This is a genomic window from Cupriavidus agavae (assembly GCF_004217045.1).
GTDB lineage: Bacteria > Pseudomonadota > Gammaproteobacteria > Burkholderiales > Burkholderiaceae > Cupriavidus > Cupriavidus agavae.
Map to the genome: position 1 here is coordinate 76,581 of NZ_SGXM01000004.1, position 17,551 is coordinate 94,131.

11 protein-coding genes are annotated in these 17,551 nt (G+C 68.4%); 5 read left to right on the plus strand and 6 right to left on the minus strand.

The features are described from left to right. Positions 1–68: 68 nt before the first annotated feature. Positions 69–1,544 (minus strand): MFS transporter, encoded by a 1,476-nt coding sequence (locus EV147_RS16445; RefSeq protein ID WP_130392298.1) that lies wholly within the window; start codon positions 1,542–1,544, stop codon positions 69–71. A 233-nt stretch (positions 1,545–1,777) separates the two neighbouring features. Here EV147_RS16445 and EV147_RS16450 point away from each other — a divergent pair, with 233 nt between their 5' ends. Further along, positions 1,778–2,536, plus strand: a complete 759-nt coding sequence (locus tag EV147_RS16450; protein WP_130392299.1) for an SDR family oxidoreductase — start codon at positions 1,778–1,780, stop codon at positions 2,534–2,536. A gap of 64 nt (positions 2,537–2,600) precedes the next feature. Here the strand turns inward: EV147_RS16450 and EV147_RS16455 are convergent, their stop codons facing one another. The 3 genes from EV147_RS16455 to EV147_RS16465 form a co-directional block, all read right to left on the minus strand. Beyond that, on the minus strand, positions 2,601–3,077 hold the full coding sequence (locus tag EV147_RS16455; protein WP_130392522.1) for an ankyrin repeat domain-containing protein: 477 nt from the start codon (positions 3,075–3,077) through the stop codon (positions 2,601–2,603). A gap of 94 nt (positions 3,078–3,171) precedes the next feature. After that, entirely contained in the window at positions 3,172–4,617 is a 1,446-nt protein-coding gene (locus EV147_RS16460) for a catalase (protein WP_130392300.1), read from the minus strand. Positions 4,618–4,896: 279 nt separating this feature from the next. Beyond that, positions 4,897–6,069 (minus strand): GGDEF domain-containing protein, encoded by a 1,173-nt coding sequence (locus tag EV147_RS16465; protein ID WP_235844776.1) that lies wholly within the window; start codon positions 6,067–6,069, stop codon positions 4,897–4,899. 370 nt (positions 6,070–6,439) lie between these two features. Here EV147_RS16465 and EV147_RS16470 point away from each other — a divergent pair, with 370 nt between their 5' ends. From EV147_RS16470 to EV147_RS16480, 3 genes are all read left to right on the plus strand, one after another. Next, positions 6,440–10,129, plus strand: coding sequence for an autotransporter outer membrane beta-barrel domain-containing protein (locus EV147_RS16470; protein WP_235844777.1), 3,690 nt, complete (start codon positions 6,440–6,442; stop codon positions 10,127–10,129). Positions 10,130–10,221: 92 nt separating this feature from the next. Then, positions 10,222–10,533, plus strand: coding sequence for a hypothetical protein (locus EV147_RS16475; RefSeq protein WP_130392301.1), 312 nt, complete (start codon positions 10,222–10,224; stop codon positions 10,531–10,533). A 109-nt stretch (positions 10,534–10,642) separates the two neighbouring features. Then, positions 10,643–11,326 carry an alpha/beta hydrolase gene (locus EV147_RS16480; RefSeq protein ID WP_268907444.1) on the plus strand — a complete coding sequence of 228 codons (684 nt, stop codon included), beginning with the start codon at positions 10,643–10,645 and terminating at the stop codon, positions 11,324–11,326. A gap of 24 nt (positions 11,327–11,350) precedes the next feature. Here the strand turns inward: EV147_RS16480 and EV147_RS16485 are convergent, their stop codons facing one another. Together EV147_RS16485 and EV147_RS16490 are read right to left on the minus strand one after the other, a co-directional pair. Continuing rightward, positions 11,351–12,175, minus strand: a complete 825-nt coding sequence (locus tag EV147_RS16485; RefSeq protein WP_130392525.1) for a MipA/OmpV family protein — start codon at positions 12,173–12,175, stop codon at positions 11,351–11,353. 303 nt (positions 12,176–12,478) lie between these two features. Further along, on the minus strand, positions 12,479–12,943 hold the full coding sequence (locus EV147_RS16490; protein ID WP_130392303.1) for an ion channel: 465 nt from the start codon (positions 12,941–12,943) through the stop codon (positions 12,479–12,481). A gap of 190 nt (positions 12,944–13,133) precedes the next feature. Between EV147_RS16490 and EV147_RS16495 the strand changes: the two genes are divergently transcribed. After that, on the plus strand, positions 13,134–17,423 hold the full coding sequence (locus tag EV147_RS16495; RefSeq protein ID WP_235844778.1) for a response regulator: 4,290 nt from the start codon (positions 13,134–13,136) through the stop codon (positions 17,421–17,423). Positions 17,424–17,551 lie beyond the last annotated feature (128 nt).

Below are 17,551 nucleotides of genomic sequence, written 5' to 3' on the forward strand. Positions count from 1 at the left end.
TTCACCCCGGTTTGCGCCCCTCTCCCCCAAGCCCTCTCCCACTGCATGGGAGAGGGGAGCAAGAACCTTCAGACCTTGCTTGTCACGAAATCCTCCGCATCCACATCGTAGTTCGCCGGTTCCCAGCGGATGGCCAGCAGCGCCAGCAGCCCGGCCAGCGGGGCCAGGGCGATGACCCAGAAGACCTTGGTCGACAGCGCGGCGGCCAGCACCGGGAACAGGAACAGCGAGGCCGTGGAGCTGGCGCGCATCAGCGTCTGGTTGAAGCCCACGCCCACGCCGCGCAGCGAGGTGGGGTAGCTCAGCGAGGCGTAGGTCATGGTGTGCGCGCCCGGACCGAAGCCCTGGCCCAGCAGGAACAGCGCCAGGAACGAGATGGCGATCGCCACCTCGGCGGTGCCGGCCGGCTTGCCGATCACGGCCAGGCCGACGAGGGCTGCCAGCTGGAACGCGTAGCCGGTGACGGTCAGCTTCCACGCGCCGGTCTTGGGCACCAGGTGCACGCCGATCAGGCCGCCCACGAATGCGAACAGCAGGTTCAGCGCCAGCGAGATCAGGATCGTGTTCAGCATGGTCTGCGCCAGGAAGCTGGCGATGATGACCGGCAGGCCGAACGCCACCGCGTTATAGGCAAACGACGATGCGATCGACATGATCGTGGCCAGCGTGGTACGGCGCGCGTACACGCCCTTGAGCAGCAGGCCGTAATTTCGCCAGGAAGCGGGGCGCTTCTGGGGCTCGACCACGGCGTCGGGCGCCACGGTGGCGTCGATGCCGTAGGACTTGCGCAAGATCCTGGCCGCGCCTTCGAGGTCGCCCTGGTTGGCGGCCCAGATCGGCGATTCGCTCATGTAGCGGCTGCGCACGGCGATGATGACCAGCGCGGGCACCGCGCCAAAGCCCAGGATGATGCGCCACAGCAGGCCGCTCTGCGATGCCGGCAGGATGGCGTAGCAGCCGAGCACGAGCAGGTACGAGACGCAGATCGCCGCGTACCACGTGGGGCACCACATGGCCACCCGCGCGGCCTTGTTGCCGTGTCCCTTCAGTTTCGAGAATTCGGCCAGGAAGGCCATGGCCACGGGCAGGTCGATGCCGACGCCCAGGCCCATCACGAAGCGGGCGCCGGCCAGCACGTATTCGTTCGGGGCCAGCGCGCAGGCGATGGCGGCCACCACGAAGCAGAGCATGTCGGCCATGAACACGCGGTAGCGGCCGATGCGGTCGGTCAGGTAGCCGCCCAGGAAGGCACCGACGATCGCGCCGAACGTGATGGCCGAGGCCACCATGCCCGTGCCGGCCGGCGTCAGGTTGAATTCGCGGGTGACGTCCTTGAGGCCGAAGGCGAGCGCGCCCAGGTCATAGGCATCGAGGAAGATGCCGCCGAGCGCGATGGCAACCACCACGCGCGCATTGCTGACGGCGGCGCCGCCCTCATTGACGAGGCGGGTGACATCGGCGGCGGAACGGATGACCGCCTTCGACGGGGCGGCCTGGCTGGCGGCCGTGGCGCCGGCGGGCGACAGGGCGAGATCGACTGACATTTTTAGTAGTTCTGAGGGCGTGGATGGAATGGGCGAGAGCCTCCCTGCCCTCGCCCGGTCAGCGGCGCATCGTACGACAACCACCCCGCCCGGCCAAATGCATTGTTGTTATATCTTTAGAACTGCACACCACGCGCGGTATTGACCCGCCTCACGCTGCAAGCTTTCTGAAAGCTGGCGTGCAATGCCGTGATGTACGATGACCGCCACCCCAATCCGAGGAGACAGCGGGCATGACAACGCAGAACAAGGTGGCACTGGTCACGGGCGCGGCCCGGGGCATTGGCAAGGCTGTGGCGCAGGCGATGCTGGCGGACGGCTATCAGGTGGTGCTGGCCGGCCGGACGGCCGCGACGCTGGAGGCGCTGGCCGCCGACGCCAGCGCGGCAGGCCAGACGGCGCTGGCCGTGCAGTGCGATGTGAGCGACCCGGCCTCGGTGGATGCGCTCTACGCGAAGATCCGCGAGCGCTTCGGCCGGCTCGATGTGCTGTTCAACAATGCCGGGGTCAACGCCCCGGCGATGCCGATCGACGAACTGTCGGTGGAGCAGTGGAAGGCCGTGCTCGACGTCAACCTGACCGGCGCCTTCCTGTGCGCGCGCGGCGCCTTTGCGCTGATGCGGTCGCAGGACCCGCAGGGCGGCCGCATCATCAACAACGGCTCGATCTCGGCGCACGCGCCCCGGCCCAACACCGTGCCCTACACCGCCACCAAGCACGCCATTACCGGCCTGACGAAGAGTCTTTCGCTGGACGGACGCGCCTACGACATCGCCTGCGGCCAGATCGACATCGGCAACGCGGGCACCGACATGGCCAACCGCATGGCGCGCGGCGTACCGCAGGCCAACGGCGAGATCCGCCCGGAGCCGCTGATGGATGTGGCGCACATCGCCAGTTCGGTGCTGCACATGGCCAACTTGCCGCTGTCGGCCAATGTCCAGTTCATGACGGTGATGGCCACGAAGATGCCGTTTGTGGGGCGAGGGTGAGGGGTAGGTTTGCTCCCCTCTCCCGCGTTGCGGGAGAGGGGAGCAAAACGCGAGGCCGAGAAGCCTAGCGCCGCCCCGCCATGAACGCCGCGGCATCCGCCGCAGTCATCCCGCGTTCATCCTTCGCGTCCGGGTCTGCCCCGTGCGCCTTGAGCAGTTCCACGATCTCGGCCCGTTGGAACATCGCGGCCGTCATCAGCGCGGTGCGGCCGTCGGGCGAGGCGCCTTCCACGTCCGCGCCGTGTTCCAGCAGGATCTCGATGACTTCCTTGTAGCCCTTGTAGGCCGCGCCGGCGATCGGCGTCTGGCCCATGGCATTGCGGATGTCGGGCGAGGCGCCTGCGGCCAGCAGCGTGCGCAGCGCCTCGGTCTGGCCGTGGTAGGCGGCCAGCATGACCAGCGTGTCGCCCTTCTCGTTGCGCAGGTTGGGCGGCATGCCGCGTTCGATCAGTGCCGCCAGGGCCGGCGCGTCGCCGCCGCGTGCCAGGTCGAATACCTGGCCCAGCGCGGCGATCATGCGGGCCTCGTCCTCGGCGGTCATCGTGGGAGTCTGGGGCGTTTCCATATTGTCTTGTCCTGCCGGGAGGCCCCCGCAGCGGGGGCCTCCCTGGCCATTTGCTTCGGCTTGCGCCCGATTACTTCGCTTCGATCTTCTCGATGGCGGCGGCCACGCCTGCGCCGTAGGCCGGATCGGCCTTCGTGCAGTGGTCGATGTGGCGCTGCTGGATATGCCGCGACACGCCCTTGATGGCGCGTGCCGTGTTGTCGAACAGCACCTGCTGCTGGGCCGGCGACATCAGGCGGAACAGCGCGCCCGGCTGCGAGAAGTAGTCATCGTCCACCCGGTGGTTCCAGTGGTCGGCAGCGCCTTCGAGCGTCAGCGGCGGCTCGCGGAAGTCCGGCTGCTCGGCCCACTCGCCCTTGGTGTTCGGCTCGTAGGCGATGGTGCTGCCGCCATTGCTGTCGGTGCGGCCGCGGCCGTCGCGGTGGTAGCTGTTGACGTACTTCGCGGCCTTCGGCGCGTTGACCGGGATCAGGTGGTGGTTCACGCCCAGGCGGTAGCGCGCGGCGTCACCGTACGAGAACAGCCGGCCCTGGAGCATCTTGTCTGGCGAAAATCCTACGCCCGGCACGATGGTCGAGGGCGCGAACGACGACTGCTCGACTTCGGCGAAGTGGTTGTCGGCATTGCGGTTCAGTTCCAGCACGCCCACTTCGATCAGCGGGTAGTCCTTGTGCGGCCAGACCTTGGTCAGGTCGAACGGGTTGTACCGGTACTTGCCGGCCTCGGCCTCGGGCATGATCTGCACGCAGAGCTTCCAGCGCGGGAATTCCTTGCGCTCGATGGCGTCGTACAGGTCGCGCATATGGACTTCGCGGTCCTGGCCGGTCACTTCGGCGGCCTCGGCGTCGGTCAGGTTCTGGATGCCCTGCTGGGTCACGAAGTGGAACTTGACCCAGTAGCGCTCCATGTTCTTGTTGATGAAGCTGTAGGTGTGGCTGCCGAAGCCGTGCATATGGCGCCACGAGCGTGGAATACCGCGGTCGCTCATGACGATGGTTACCTGGTGCAGCGCCTCGGGCAGGCCGGTCCAGAAATCCCAGTTGTTCTCGCCGCTGCGCATGCCGGTGCGCGGGTCGCGCTTCACGGCGTGGTTCAGGTCGGGGAACTTGAGCGGGTCGCGCAGGAAGAAGACCGGGGTGTTGTTGCCCACCAGGTCCCAGTTGCCTTCCTCGGTATAGAACTTGATGGCGAAGCCGCGAATGTCGCGTTCGGCGTCAGCGGCGCCACGCTCGCCGGCCACCGACGAGAAGCGCATGAACAGCTCCGTCTTCTTGCCGATTTCCGAGAACAGGTTGGCGCGCGTGTATTTGGTGATGTCGTGCGTGACCGTGAAGGTGCCGTAGGCGCCCGAGCCCTTGGCGTGCATGCGGCGCTCGGGGATGACCTCGCGGTCGAAGTGGGCCAGTTTTTCCAGGAACCAGACATCCTGCAGCAGCGCGGGACCACGCGGGCCAGCGGTCTGGATGTTCTGATTGTCGACGACAGGCGCGCCGAAAGCGGTCGTGAGCTTATTCATGGATGGTTCCTTCTTGTTGGCGCAGCCTCGGGGGCCGCGCCTGGACGTTTGTGGGTCTGGCAATTTGCAGGGATTGCCGGCCGGCTACGGGTGGCTCCCGATCGCCTCACGATGCCGATTCACTGACTTGACGACAGGAGTCCGGCCAACTATCGCAGATGAAATGCGACAAGTCATATCGTATTGATCAATGGCCGTCATAGGCCATCAGACTTTTTGGTTATCGAAGTAAATGTTTTCGAGTTCGCACGGCGTCGTGCAACCGGGCAGGCACGCCGTTCAGTCGTCGGCGGTGGCGAACTGGAATTGCCCCTTGCCCTGCGCCTTGGCGCGGTACAGCGCCTGGTCGGCCAGGTGGAGGATGTCGTCGGCGGTCAGGCCGGCGGGACGCACGTGGGCGATACCGATGCTGACCCCGAGCCGGGCCTGATGCCCGGTGGTTAGTACATAGGGCGTACTGACCTCGCGCAGCAGGTCGCCGGCCAGCGCCTGCACGCTTTGCTCGCTTTCGTTGCGTAGCACAATGACGAATTCGTCGCCCCCGATCCGGTAGACCAGCCCCCGGCCCGGCACGGCGCCGCGCAGGCGCTCGCCCACGCGGATCAGCAGTTCGTCGCCGCTGCCGTGGCCGTAGGAGTCGTTGATCGGCTTGAAACCGTCCAGATCCATATAGAGCAGCGTCAGAAACCGACCCGCCGCCATGCGCTGGGCGCTGGCCTCGCGGATGTCTGACAGCAGGCTGGCGCGGTTCAGCAGGCCGGTCAGCGAGTCATGGCGGGCGCGGTGCGCGTTCTCGCGCTCCGAGCGCATGGTGGCCACCACCATCGCATTCATCCGGAATGACGCGCTTGTCATGCTGAAGACATAGAGCGGCAACTGCAGCAGCGTCAGCAGGAACAACGGTTCGTGGGCCTGCAGCGCGCCGACGCAGATAGGGCCCAGCGTCAGCAGGATCATGGTTGCCGTCATGCGCGGCGCGCCGTAATTGCGGAAACAGATGCCGCCACACATGGCCGCGGCGGACAGGCAGGCCATGGCTGCGCTGAGCCAGTCGCCGCCGGTCACGCTGAGATAGGCGCCAACGCCGACGCTGGCCGCCCAGGCCAGGGTCAGCACGATATGCCAGTCAGTCGGCGTGGGACGCTGCTCGCGCGCCGCGCGGCGGGCCGAGAACAACACCACGATACGCAGCACGCAGATGGCGGCTTCGAAGCCCAGCCAGACCATGAACTCGGGCCGGCGCAGGTGGAGCGTGATCACGGTAGCCACCATCAGCGTGTTCAGGATGCCGCCGAAGAAGATCGACAGCGTGCCGAACAGGCTACCCACCAGGGCCGCGCGGATCTCGGCGGGCACGTCGCGGCCCGGCTCCGCCAGCCAGCGCGTGTAGCGCCAGCGCGGCGCGCTGTAGGCCAGGCCCTGCAGGAACATGGGGGAGTAGCGATGACTCATCGACACGCATTCTGCCAGAGCCACGTTACGCCGCGTGCACCGGAAAGGGGGGTGTTTGCCCGGACGCGTCGGCGCCGCCAGGCACACCGCCAAGGCGCGGGAATCTGTCTGGCGATTATCTGCGGTATTTGGGATTCGATAAACAAAGTGCGGTTTGGATAATCCTGCCCGTTGATATAGAAATAACGGTATCACCATTCCGTTTCCGCTTCATCGCCGATTAAACCGGCGGGGCGTGATTATTTTCATTCCGATTATCTGATTATCCCGAGGCCGGCGGCCGGAAAATCCCATGACAAGCAGACCACCGAAATGCCGGAGTACGGGCCCGCGTGCGTGGCGGCGCAGCCGGATATATGGAGCGGTGCTGATGATGTGCTCGCCGGCGGCGCCTGCGGCGACAGTGATTGCATCGTCCTCCACGCAGCAGACTTTCTCGAACGACACGGCCTATACGGTGCCGGCCGGCACCACGGTGGCATCGGAGAAAGGCGACGGGGTGCGGATCGAGGGGGTGGAGGGCGCCACGCTCACCAACGCGGGCACGCTGAACTCGTCGGGTGATAGTTCGGGGGCCGGCGTGCGGTTCATGGTTAAGGGCACCTTTGTGAACCAGGCGGGCGGCATGGTGGATGGCAAGACATTTGGCGTCACGATGGAGGGCCAGGGTGCCGACAGCACCGTCGTCAATTACGGCGATATCAGCGTGCGGGCCAGCCACGCGATTCATTTCGGCAGCGGTGCATCGGGCCGGATCGAAAACTACGGCACGCTGAACCAGGGCCCCGAGGGCAGCGTGACCAGCAGCGCCGACGGCATTTATCTTGATACCGTGGGTGTGGTGTTCATTATCAATCACGAAAACGCCTTGATTGGCTCGGGCACCGGGCATCCCACCTATGGGCAGGGCATCCGGCTGGTGGCGGGTGTCACCGCCATCGAGAACCTGGGCACGATCTACGGGTATCAGGGCGGCATCCAGAGCACCACGGGCAGCGCCATCAGCATCGTCAATGGGCCAACCGGCGTGATAGAGGGCGAACAACGCGCCGGCATCGAGCTGTTGCGCAACGGGCTGGTCACGAACCGGGGCCGCATCATCGGCCACGAGGCGCCGGCCATCCTGCTGGCCGGGGGCAACAATACGGTGGTGCTGGAGGGGGGATCCTCGCTGGACGGCGCCGGCAACGTGGCAATCGCGAGCGAGGGGCCGGGCAACGCCATCGCGCTGGCCGGCAGCGGTAGCGAGGATGGCGATTTCACGGCGACCGAAGGCAACGGCTTTGCCTCGTTGACCGCGCAATCGGACAGCGACTGGCGGCTGGCGGGCAACGTGGCGCTGGGCGGCGCCGGCGCCGACGCGCTGCATGTGCTCGGCAACCTGACGCTGGCCGGCACGGCGAGCCAGGACGGGGCCGGCGGCACCACCATCGGCAGTGGCGGGCAACTGACGCTCGGCGAGGGTGGGGCGTCCGGCATGGTGACGGGCAGCATCCGGAACGATGGCGCGCTGGTGTTCCGGCGCACCGACCGCGTGGTGATGCCATCGGCGCTGAGCGGCGCCGGTCTGCTGCGGCAGGCCGGCCCCGGGACGGTGGTCCTGGGCGGGGAGGGATCGGCGCAGGGCAACGTGGCGGTCGAGGCGGGCGTGCTGAGCTTCGAGCGCACGGGCAACTTTGCGGTGGGCAACGATGTCATTACTGCGGCGGGCGGCACGCTGGCGGTGGGCCGGCAGGCCGCGCTGCAGGTGGGAAACCGGTTCAGCGTGGCGGGTGGGTTCGATGTGGTGGCGCGCGCCGACATGGCATCGGTGACGGCGGCCACGGCCGTGATCGAACCGGAAGCGCGCTTCAACCTGGTTGGCTTTTCGGCTTCGTCAGAGGCCTCGGTGCACGAGCTGGCCTCGACGGCGATGACAGTGATCCACGCCAGCACGCCGGACGGGCTTTCCGGCACCTTCGGCAGTATCTATATAGGCGGCCATACCGAGGAGCCCGATTACCTGACCGTCACGTCCACCTACGGGCCGCAGAAATTCGTGGTTGGCGTGGGTCTGGTCTGGTATGCCGCGCACAGCACCGATCCCGACACGGCGAACGGCCTGTTCACGCTCGACAACGCCCGCGGTGCGTTCGATATCGACGCGCGGCTGGTGGACCAGCCGGCCAACGCCGCCACGGGCTGGGACGGGCGGACGCTGACCAAGGCCGGCCCCGGCACGCTGCGGTTGTCGAAGCCGAACGGCTATACCGGTGCCACGCTGGTCAACGCCGGCACGCTGCAGACCGGCGCCGCCAACGTGATCGCGTCGAGCCCGCAACTGGTGATCGCCGAGGGCGCCGCGTTCGATCTCGACGGTTTCGACCAGCAGGTCAACCAGCTGACGGGCGCGGGCACCGTGGCGCTGGGCGGCGGCACGCTGACTGCCAGCCACACCGTCGATGGCTCGTATGCCGGCGTCATCACGGGCAGCGGCGGGCTGGCCAAGACCGGGCCGGCCATCCTGACGCTGACGGCCGACAGCCCCTACACCGGTCCGACCTCGGTCGCCACCGGCGCGCTGCTGCTCGACGGCAACGGGCGGCTGTCCGGCACCTCGCAGGTCACCGTGGCGCCCGGCGCGACTTTCGGGGGCTATGGCGGCGTGGCCGGCGCGGTGGTCAACCAGGGGCTGCTGGCCGTGGCCGATGCCGCGCCGGGGTTCGCAAGCCGCCCGGCCGGGGCGTTCGAGATTGGCGGGTCGCTGGTCAACCAGGGCGAGGTCCGCATGGGATCGCCGGTCCCGGCCAGCACGCTGACGGTCAACGGCGACTACACCGGCCACAACGGGCGGCTCACGCTGTACACCGCGCTGGGCGACGATGGCTCCGCCACGGACCGCCTGATCGTGCGCGGCAACACGGCCGGGCAGACGCTGGTCAACGTCCGCAACGCGGGGGGCGCCGGCGCCCCGACCCAGGCCGGCATCCGCGTGGTGCAGGTCGATGGCCAGTCAAACGGCCTGTTCACGCTCGATGGCCGCGTCGTGGCGGGTGCCTACGAGTACCGGCTGTACCAGGGCAGCGACGGCGCGCCCGGTGATGGCAACTGGTATCTGCGTGCGTCCGATGGACGCGGACCCCCGGTGCCGCGCCCCGAGCCCGGCGTCTGGCTGGCCAACCAGGTCGTGGCGCAGGGCATGTTCGTCCATACGCTGCACGACCGGGCGGGGATGCCCGATCCGCGCGGACCGGGCGCGTCGCTCGGGTGGGCGCGGGTCACCGGCGGCCATGCCGATGCCGACGCGGTACACGGCCTGCTCGGCACCAGCGCGGACAGCGCGATGGCGCAGGCCGGTATCGACCTGTTCCGGCATGACGCTTCCCACGGCCAGGTACAGGCCGGGGTGATGGCCGGCTACGGCACGGCGACCACCCATGCCACGGCCCGCGACAACCCCGCCGACGCACGCGGCACGGTCAATGGCGGCGGCGCGGGCGTTTACGGCACGTGGCGCCGGCATGCGGCGGGCGGCGGCCCCTATGCCGATGCGTGGTTCCAGTACAGCCATTTCGACAACATCGTGCGGGGCAGCGGCATCGGCAGCGAGCACTACGGCAGCCGGGTCTGGCAGGCTTCGGTCGAGGGCGGCTGGGCGTTTGCGCTGGGGTACACCAGCCTCGGTACGGTGCAGCTGGAGCCGCAACTGCAGGTGGTCTACACCGACTACGCGTCTGACACCCATGTCGAGGGCAATGGCACCCGCGTGGAGAGCCGGAGCAGCGGCGGCTGGGCGACGCGGGCCGGCGCGCGGCTGTTCCACGTGCCGGCGGACGGCGCCTCACCCTCCTGGCAGCCGTTCCTCGAACTGAACTGGTGGCACGACACGCGCGGCAACGCCATCGCCTTCAACGGCTTCGGGCTGAGCCAGGACGGCCCGGGCGACCGCGTGGAGGTCAAGGCCGGCGCCCAGGTGCCGCTTTCGGCGCGCTGGCGCATGTGGGGACATCTGGGGTACCAGTATGGCAACGGTGGCTACGAAAGCGTGGCCGGGCTGCTCGGCGTGCGCTACCAGTGGTGAGCGGCGGCGCCGTGGCCTGGCGGAAGGTTTACCGTGCCTTTTCTGACCGCCCCTATATGCTTGTCTGGAAAGACAACGCGCAGGAGAGGACGATGCAGGCGAGGTTCGCGCGCGGCATTGCGCAGACGCCGCTCACGGTGGCGGCCCGGGAATTTCCGACGGCGGACCCGGCCGCCGTGCCCGAAGTCGGTGACCTGGTCACCGTGCACAGCCAGGACCTGGAAACCGAATTCAGCGTGCGGCTCAACGCCGTGGCCGGCCCGGACCTCTGGTACGGCGTGATCTACGCGATCAGCCGGGGCGCCGAGATGCTGGTGGTGGCCGAGGGGCTGGAACTGGACGATGTGGTCAGCGTCCGCCGCCAGGAGATCGCGGCCGTCATCAAGTCCGACCACCATCACTGACTGACTGCGCAGGGAACGGACGTTGCCGGGGGTGCCCCGGTGGGGGTATGCTGCACCTGCACACGACGATCCATCGTCGTTTTACTAATTCCAGCAGCCATCCCGGCCGGTGCCGGCAGTAGTCCTCATGTCTTCGACGTTCACGACCTCCGCTTCCTCCCGCCAGTTCATTGCCGGCCCCGCCGGCCAGATCGAGATGCTCGCCGACCTGCCCGAGGGCGTGCCGCGCGGCATCGCCGTGGTGGCGCACCCGCATCCGAGCCAGGGCGGCAGCGCCGAACACAAGATTCCGCAGTTGCTGGCCCGTACGCTGCAGGCGCACGGGTTTGCCACGCTGCGGCCGAACTACCGCGGCGTGGGCCAGAGCGAAGGCACTTACGACGATGGCAATGGCGAGACCGACGATGTGCTGGCGGTGATCCGCCATCTGCAGGCCGAGCGGCCCGGCTTGCCGCTGGCGCTGGCCGGCTTCTCGTTTGGCGCGTTCATCCAGACACGCGCCGTGCAGCAACTGGCGCAGGCGGGCGAGCCGGTGGCGCATCTGATCCTGTCCGGCATGCCGGCCGGCGTGCTGTCGGCCTCGCTGTCGTACGACACCCCCCCGGTGCCGGACAATGCACTGGTGGTGCATGGCGAGCAGGACGAGCGCGTGCCGCTGGCCAACGTGCTGAACTGGGCGCGGCCGCAGGAGCTTCCGGTGGTGGTGCTGCCCGGTGCCGGGCATTTCTTCACGGGCAAGCTGCCCGGGCTGAAGCGGGTGGTGGAAGGCTATCTGCGCCGCCCGGCCGAGTGATTGCCGGGCGGGCCTGGCGCGGGCTCAGAACTGGTAGTTGATCGAGATATCGCCGGTCCAGCTGGTGGAACGCGAGGTGACCGGGCTGCTGCGGGCGTCGCCCACCAGCGCGGACATGCCCACGTCGGCCGTGGTGAACCAGTGCTTGTTGAAGAACCACATCGCCGAGATGCCGCCGCCGTACGACTTGATGCCGCCGCTGGCGCGATGCTGGGGCAGGCCCGAGCGCGCCGACTGCTCGGCGGTCACGCCATACCAGCGGCCCATGTAGGCCGAATCGGCAAAGGTCACGGTGGGGCCGGCAAACCAGAAGAACTTCTCGCTGCTGCCCGGCAGCGGCAGGTAGGCGCCGATGTCGCCGATCACGCCGTTGGCGCCGCCGAACTGGCGCCGCACGTTGGCGCGGATCACCATCGGAAATTCCTTGGAAATCACGTACTCGGCGAAGACCTTGGTTTCGAACGCCATGCCGATGTTGCCCAGGCCGCCCAGGTGGTTGTGGTCCTTCTTCTCGCGCCGGCCCAGGTCGTAGGTCAGCGCCACGCCGGCGCGCAGGTTGCCAGTATGGATGATGTTCCAGCCCAGGCCCTCGCCGGTGGACAGGAAGTACTTGTCGCCGTAGCGGACGTCGATGACCGGGCCGCCGAGGATGTAATAGTTGGTCGTGCCTTCGTAGCGCGGCCGCACGCTGACGGCGGCGCCCACGCGCACATCCCAGCCCTGCTGCTCGCCCTCGAACATCTTTTCCAGCGGCACGCCCACCGAATACTGCCACTCGGCCAGCGGCGCCGGGGTCTGCGCCTGGGCGCGCGGCGCCGTCAGCATGGCCACCACGGCCAGCACGGCCATGGCCAGCGCCTGCAGCGTGACGATGCGGCGGATCAGGGCAACCCAGGCCGGCGGCGGTCCGGCGGCGGGGGTGCGGTCGGCGCAAGGGCGGGTGGTGAGCTGGGTGGTGGGGTGTTCCGGGGTGGTCGGCACGGTGCTTCTCCGGTCGTCTTCGTCTTCTTGTTTCCCGGCCCGGACTGGTGGGGCGGCGGCAACTTATCTTTTCACCGAAGCCGGAGGGCGACAACTTCCCGTATTCCCACATCCGTGTAGGAAGGACGCCGATTCCGCCACCCGCGCGCCTTGCCTACCATCTGATCCGGATCATCGGGGGATTGTGCCTTCCTCGTCGCCGCGCCAGTCGCGCCGCATGATCAGGAACGTGAACGAGGTGGACCAGCCGATCAGGATCAGCCCCACCAGCGGCTGCACCGATGCCAGCAGGCGCACGGGCCCGACCGGGATGATGTCGCCGATGCTCTGGGTGGTGAAGGTTTCCAGCGAGAAATAGATATAGGCGATGGCGCCGTGCTCGCGCATGCCGGCCAGGTGCCCGATGGGCAGGATGCCGGTGCCGAACCAGTAGCCGGCGCTGAACACCACGGCCTCGATGCAATGGGTCACGATGATCAGCAGGATCACCGCGCCGATATTGAGGTTGCCGCTGAGCCGCCGGGGGTGGAAGGACGAGATGAGCTTGAGGGCTTCGTAGTGGATGCCGACGCAGAGCACCGTCAGCGCGGCGGTGAGCAATGCGGAGATCAGGTAGTGGAACGGGGTATCGACCATGTGCGGAAAGCCGACGTGCGGGGATGCCAGAACTATACGGCGGAAATGCGCCAGCCGGCGCGCCGGATTGTGAGCGGGCCGATACAGGCCAGATACGGGCCCGCTGCATGACAAAGCGCTTGATGGCCGGCAGCGTGCCATGGAAAATCGTGATCGCCGGCCCAGGCGTGTGCGGCGGGGAGACATTGTCATGACAGAAGCGGACGGCAGCCAGCCGTCGGACCAACACCACCCGGCCCCCCCGTTTCTCGCCGGTGGCGGCGAGATGGGTGCCCTGATCCGGACCTTCGACTGGCGCGGCACGCCGCTGGGCGCGCCGGAAGGCTGGCCGCAAAGCCTCAAGACCGCCATCCGCATCATGCTGACCTCGCGCCAGCCGATCTGGATCGGCTGGGGGCAGGACCTGCGCTTCTTCTACAACGACCCGTACAAGGCCATCATCGGCGGCAAGCACCCGCAGGCGCTGGGCCAGCCCACGGCGCAGGTCTGGAGCGAGATCTGGAGCGAGATCGCGCCGCTGCTGGAGACCGCCATGGCTGGCGTGGAAGGCACGTTCGTCGAGCAGAAGCTGCTGATCATGGAGCGCAACGGCTACCCCGAGGAGACGTACTACACGTTCTCGTACAGCCCGGTGCCCGACGACCACGGTGGCACGGGCGGCATGATCTGCGCCAATAGCGACGACACCGAGCGCGTGGTGGCCGAACGCCAGCTGAACCTGCTGCGCGAGGTGGCCACCTCGGCGGTCAACGCCCGCACGTGGTCCGAGGCGTGCCGGCTCAGCGTGGGCGCGCTGCGCACCAACCCGTACGACCTGCCGTTCGCGCTGCTGTATCTGGCCGAGCGCGGCACTGACACCTTGTCGCTATGCGGCAGCGTCGGCATCGAGGGTGGCCATCCGGCCGCACCGCAGACGCTCGGCATGCACGCCGCCGCGCCCTGGCCGGCCGGCGCCGCGCTGCGCGATGGCGTGACGCTGCATCTGACCGACCTGGCCGGACGCTTCGCGGCGCCATTGCCGGGCGGGGCCTGGCAGTTTGCGCCGCGCGAGGCGGCCATCCTGCCGGTGCTGACGTCGGGCGAGACGTCGCGCAACGGCGTGCTGGTGGTCGGCCTGAATCCGTGCCGGCTGTTCGGCGACCGCTACCGGGCGTTCCTCGACCTCGTGGCCGGGCAGATCGGGCAGGCGGTCAGCTACGCCCATGCCTACGAGGAAGAGCGCCGCCGCGCCGAGGCGCTGGCCGAGATCGACCGCGCCAAGACCACGTTTTTCTCGAACATCAGCCATGAGTTCCGCACGCCGCTGACGCTGATGCTGGGGCCGCTCGAAGAAATGCTGGCCCGCACCGGCCCGCAGCCGGACCGCGCGCTCGTGGAGGTCACCCACCGCAACGGGCTGCGGCTGCTGAAGCTGGTCAATGCGCTGCTCGACTTCTCGCGCATCGAGGCCGGACGGGTGCAGATGCATCCGCAGGCCACCGACCTGCCGGCGTTCACGGCCGAGCTGGCGTCGCTGTTCCGCTCGTCGATCGAATCGGCCGGCATGCGGCTGGAGGTCGATTGCGGGCCGCTGCCCGATGCCGTGTCGGTGGACCGCGACATGTGGGAGACCATCGTCCTGAACCTGCTCTCGAACGCGTTCAAGTTCACGTATGCGGGCGCCATTGCCGTGTCGCTGCGCGCCGGGGCCGAGGGCGACGTGGTGCTGGAGGTCAGCGACACCGGCATCGGCATCCCGGCCGACGAACTGCCGCGCCTGTTCGAGCGGTTCCACCGGGTGGCCGGCGCGGTGGGGCGCTCCATCGAAGGCAGCGGCATCGGCCTGGCGATGGTGCAGGAACTGGTGCGGCTGCATGGCGGCACGATCGCGGTGGACAGCGAAACCGCGCGGGGCACGCGCTTTTGCGTGACGCTGCCGCGCTCGGCGCGCCGGCCGGCCGCGCTGGCGCCGTCGAAGCCGGCTTCGACCAGCGCCCAGGCGCTGGCCTACGTCGAGGAAGCCATGCGCTGGACGCCCGAGGCCGAGGCGTCGATTGCACAGGACGTCGAAGGAGCCGGGCTGGACGGCGCCGCCGATGGCGTGACCGGGCGCCTGCTGGTGGCCGATGACAACGCCGACCTGCGCGAGTACATGTTCCGCATCCTGCGCGCGGCCGGGCATACGGTGCTGACCGCCGCCGACGGCGAGGAGGCGCTGGTGCTGGCGCGCGCCCAGCGGCCGGACCTGATCGTCTCGGACGTGATGATGCCGCGCCTGGACGGCTTCGGCCTGCTGCGCGAGGTGCGCGCCGATGCCGGGCTGCGCCAGACGCCGGTGCTGCTGCTGTCGGCCCGCGCCGGTGAAGAGGCGCGCGTGGACGGGCTGGCGTCGGGCGCCGACGACTATCTGGTCAAGCCGTTCAGCGCCCGGGAGTTGGTGGCGCGCGTGGCCAGCAACCTGCGCCTGTCGCAGTTGCGCAACCGCGTGCAGCAGGAACTGCGCGAACTCAACGACTCGCTGGAGCGGCGCGTGGCCGAGACCGTGGCCGACCGCGACCGGCTCTGGGACGTCAGCGAGGACCTGCTGATGGTGACCAGCATGGACGGCATGCTCGAACGCGTGAGCCCGTCATGGAAGCGCACGCTGGGCCATCCGCTGGACGGGCTGCTGGGCCGGACCTGCATGGCTTTCGTGCATCCCGAAGACCTGGTCCACGTGACCGAGCAGATGATCGCGCTGCGCCGCGACGGCGCGCCGGTGCGCCACGAGTGCCGCATGCTGTGCGCCGACGGTGCGATCCGGTGGATGGCGTGGACGCTTTCGATCGATCCGGTGACCGGCCGCATCCACGGCGTGGGCCGCGACGTGACCGGCGACAAGGACGCTGCCGAGGCGTTGCGCCATGCCGACGAGGCGCTGCGCATGGCGCAGAAGATGGAAGCCATCGGCAAGCTGACGGGCGGCGTGGCCCATGATTTCAACAACCTGCTGCAGGTGATCGGCGGCAACCTGCAACTGCTGGCGCGCGACGTGGCCGGCGACGACCGCTCGGAGTCGCGCGTGCGCAATGCGCTGGCCGGGGTGGCGCGCGGGGCCAAGCTGGCGTCGCAACTGCTGGCCTTCGGCCGGCGCCAGCCGCTGGCGCCCAAGGTGGTGAACCTGGGCCGCTTCGTGCGCGGGCTCGACGACATGCTGCGCCGCGCGCTTGGCGACGAGGTGGAGATCGAGACGCTGATCGCGGGCGGTCTCTGGAACACGCTGGTCGATCCGTTCCAGGTGGAGAACGCGCTGCTGAACCTGGCGATCAACGCGCGCGACGCGATGAACGGCAACGGCAAGCTGACCATCGAGGCCGGCAACGCCGTGCTCGACGACGCCTACGCGCGCCGCAACGCCGACGTGTCGCCCGGCCAGTACGTGATGGTGGCGGTGACCGATACGGGCTCGGGCATGCCGCCCGAGATCCAGGAACAGGTGTTCGAGCCGTTCTTCACGACCAAGCGCGAGGGGCAGGGCACCGGGCTGGGGCTGAGCATGGTCTACGGCTTCGTGCGGCAGTCGGGCGGGCACGTGAAGATCCACAGCGAGGTGGGGCGTGGCACCACGGTGCGGCTCTACCTGCCGCGCGCCCACGAGGCCGAGGACGAGGAAACCGAGATCGACACGAGCCCGGTGGGCGGCGGCAGCGAAACCGTGCTGGTGGTGGAGGATGACGACGAGGTGCGCGCCACGGTGGTGGAGATGCTGGGGAGCCTGGGCTACCGGGTGCTCAAGGCGCGTGACGCGGTGAGCGCGCTGGCCATCGTCGAGAGCGGCGTGGCCGTGGACCTGCTGTTCAGCGACGTGGTCATGCCCGGGCCGATGCGCAGCACGGAAATGGCGCGCAAGGTGCGCGAGCGCCTGCCCGGCATTGCGGTGCTGTTCACGTCCGGTTATACCGATACGGTCATCGTGCACACCGGCCGGCTCGACGCCGGCATCGAACTGCTCAGCAAGCCCTACACGCACGAGGCGCTGGCGCGCAAGGTCCGGCAGATGCTGGTCAGCGGCGGCGCCACGCTGCCGCCGGCCCCGGCCGAACCGCCCGCAGCCGCGCCGCCCGCGCCGCCCCTTGCAGGCTCGCCCGTGCCCGATCCGGCGCCGGTGAGCCAGCGCATCGTGTTCGTCGAGGATGACGAACTGGTGCGCGCCAGCACCGCGGAACTGATGCGGATGTTCGGCATGGAAGTGATCGAGGCCAGCAGCGAGGCCGAGGCGCTGGCCGCGCTGCAGGCCGATGGCATCGACGTGCTGCTGACCGATGTCGGACTGGCCGGCACCTCGGGCGTGGACCTGGCGCTGGAGGCCAGCCAGCTGCGGCCGGCGCTGCGCGTGATCTTCCTGAGCGGCTACGACGTGGTACTGACACCGGCCCAGCGCATGGTCCTGCCCGATGCGCTGACGCTGCGCAAGCCGTTCGCGCTGGCTGACCTGCTCAACGTGCTGCAGGTGCCCGGCTGATCAGGCAGGAACGCAGGCGGGTCAGTCCTCATCAAGTCCCTGATGTACATAGTAAAAACGCCATTTCGATCGATTCGCCCGGCATTGATTTGCGTTAAGGTCTGACCAGGTATTCGGCGGTTACAGTC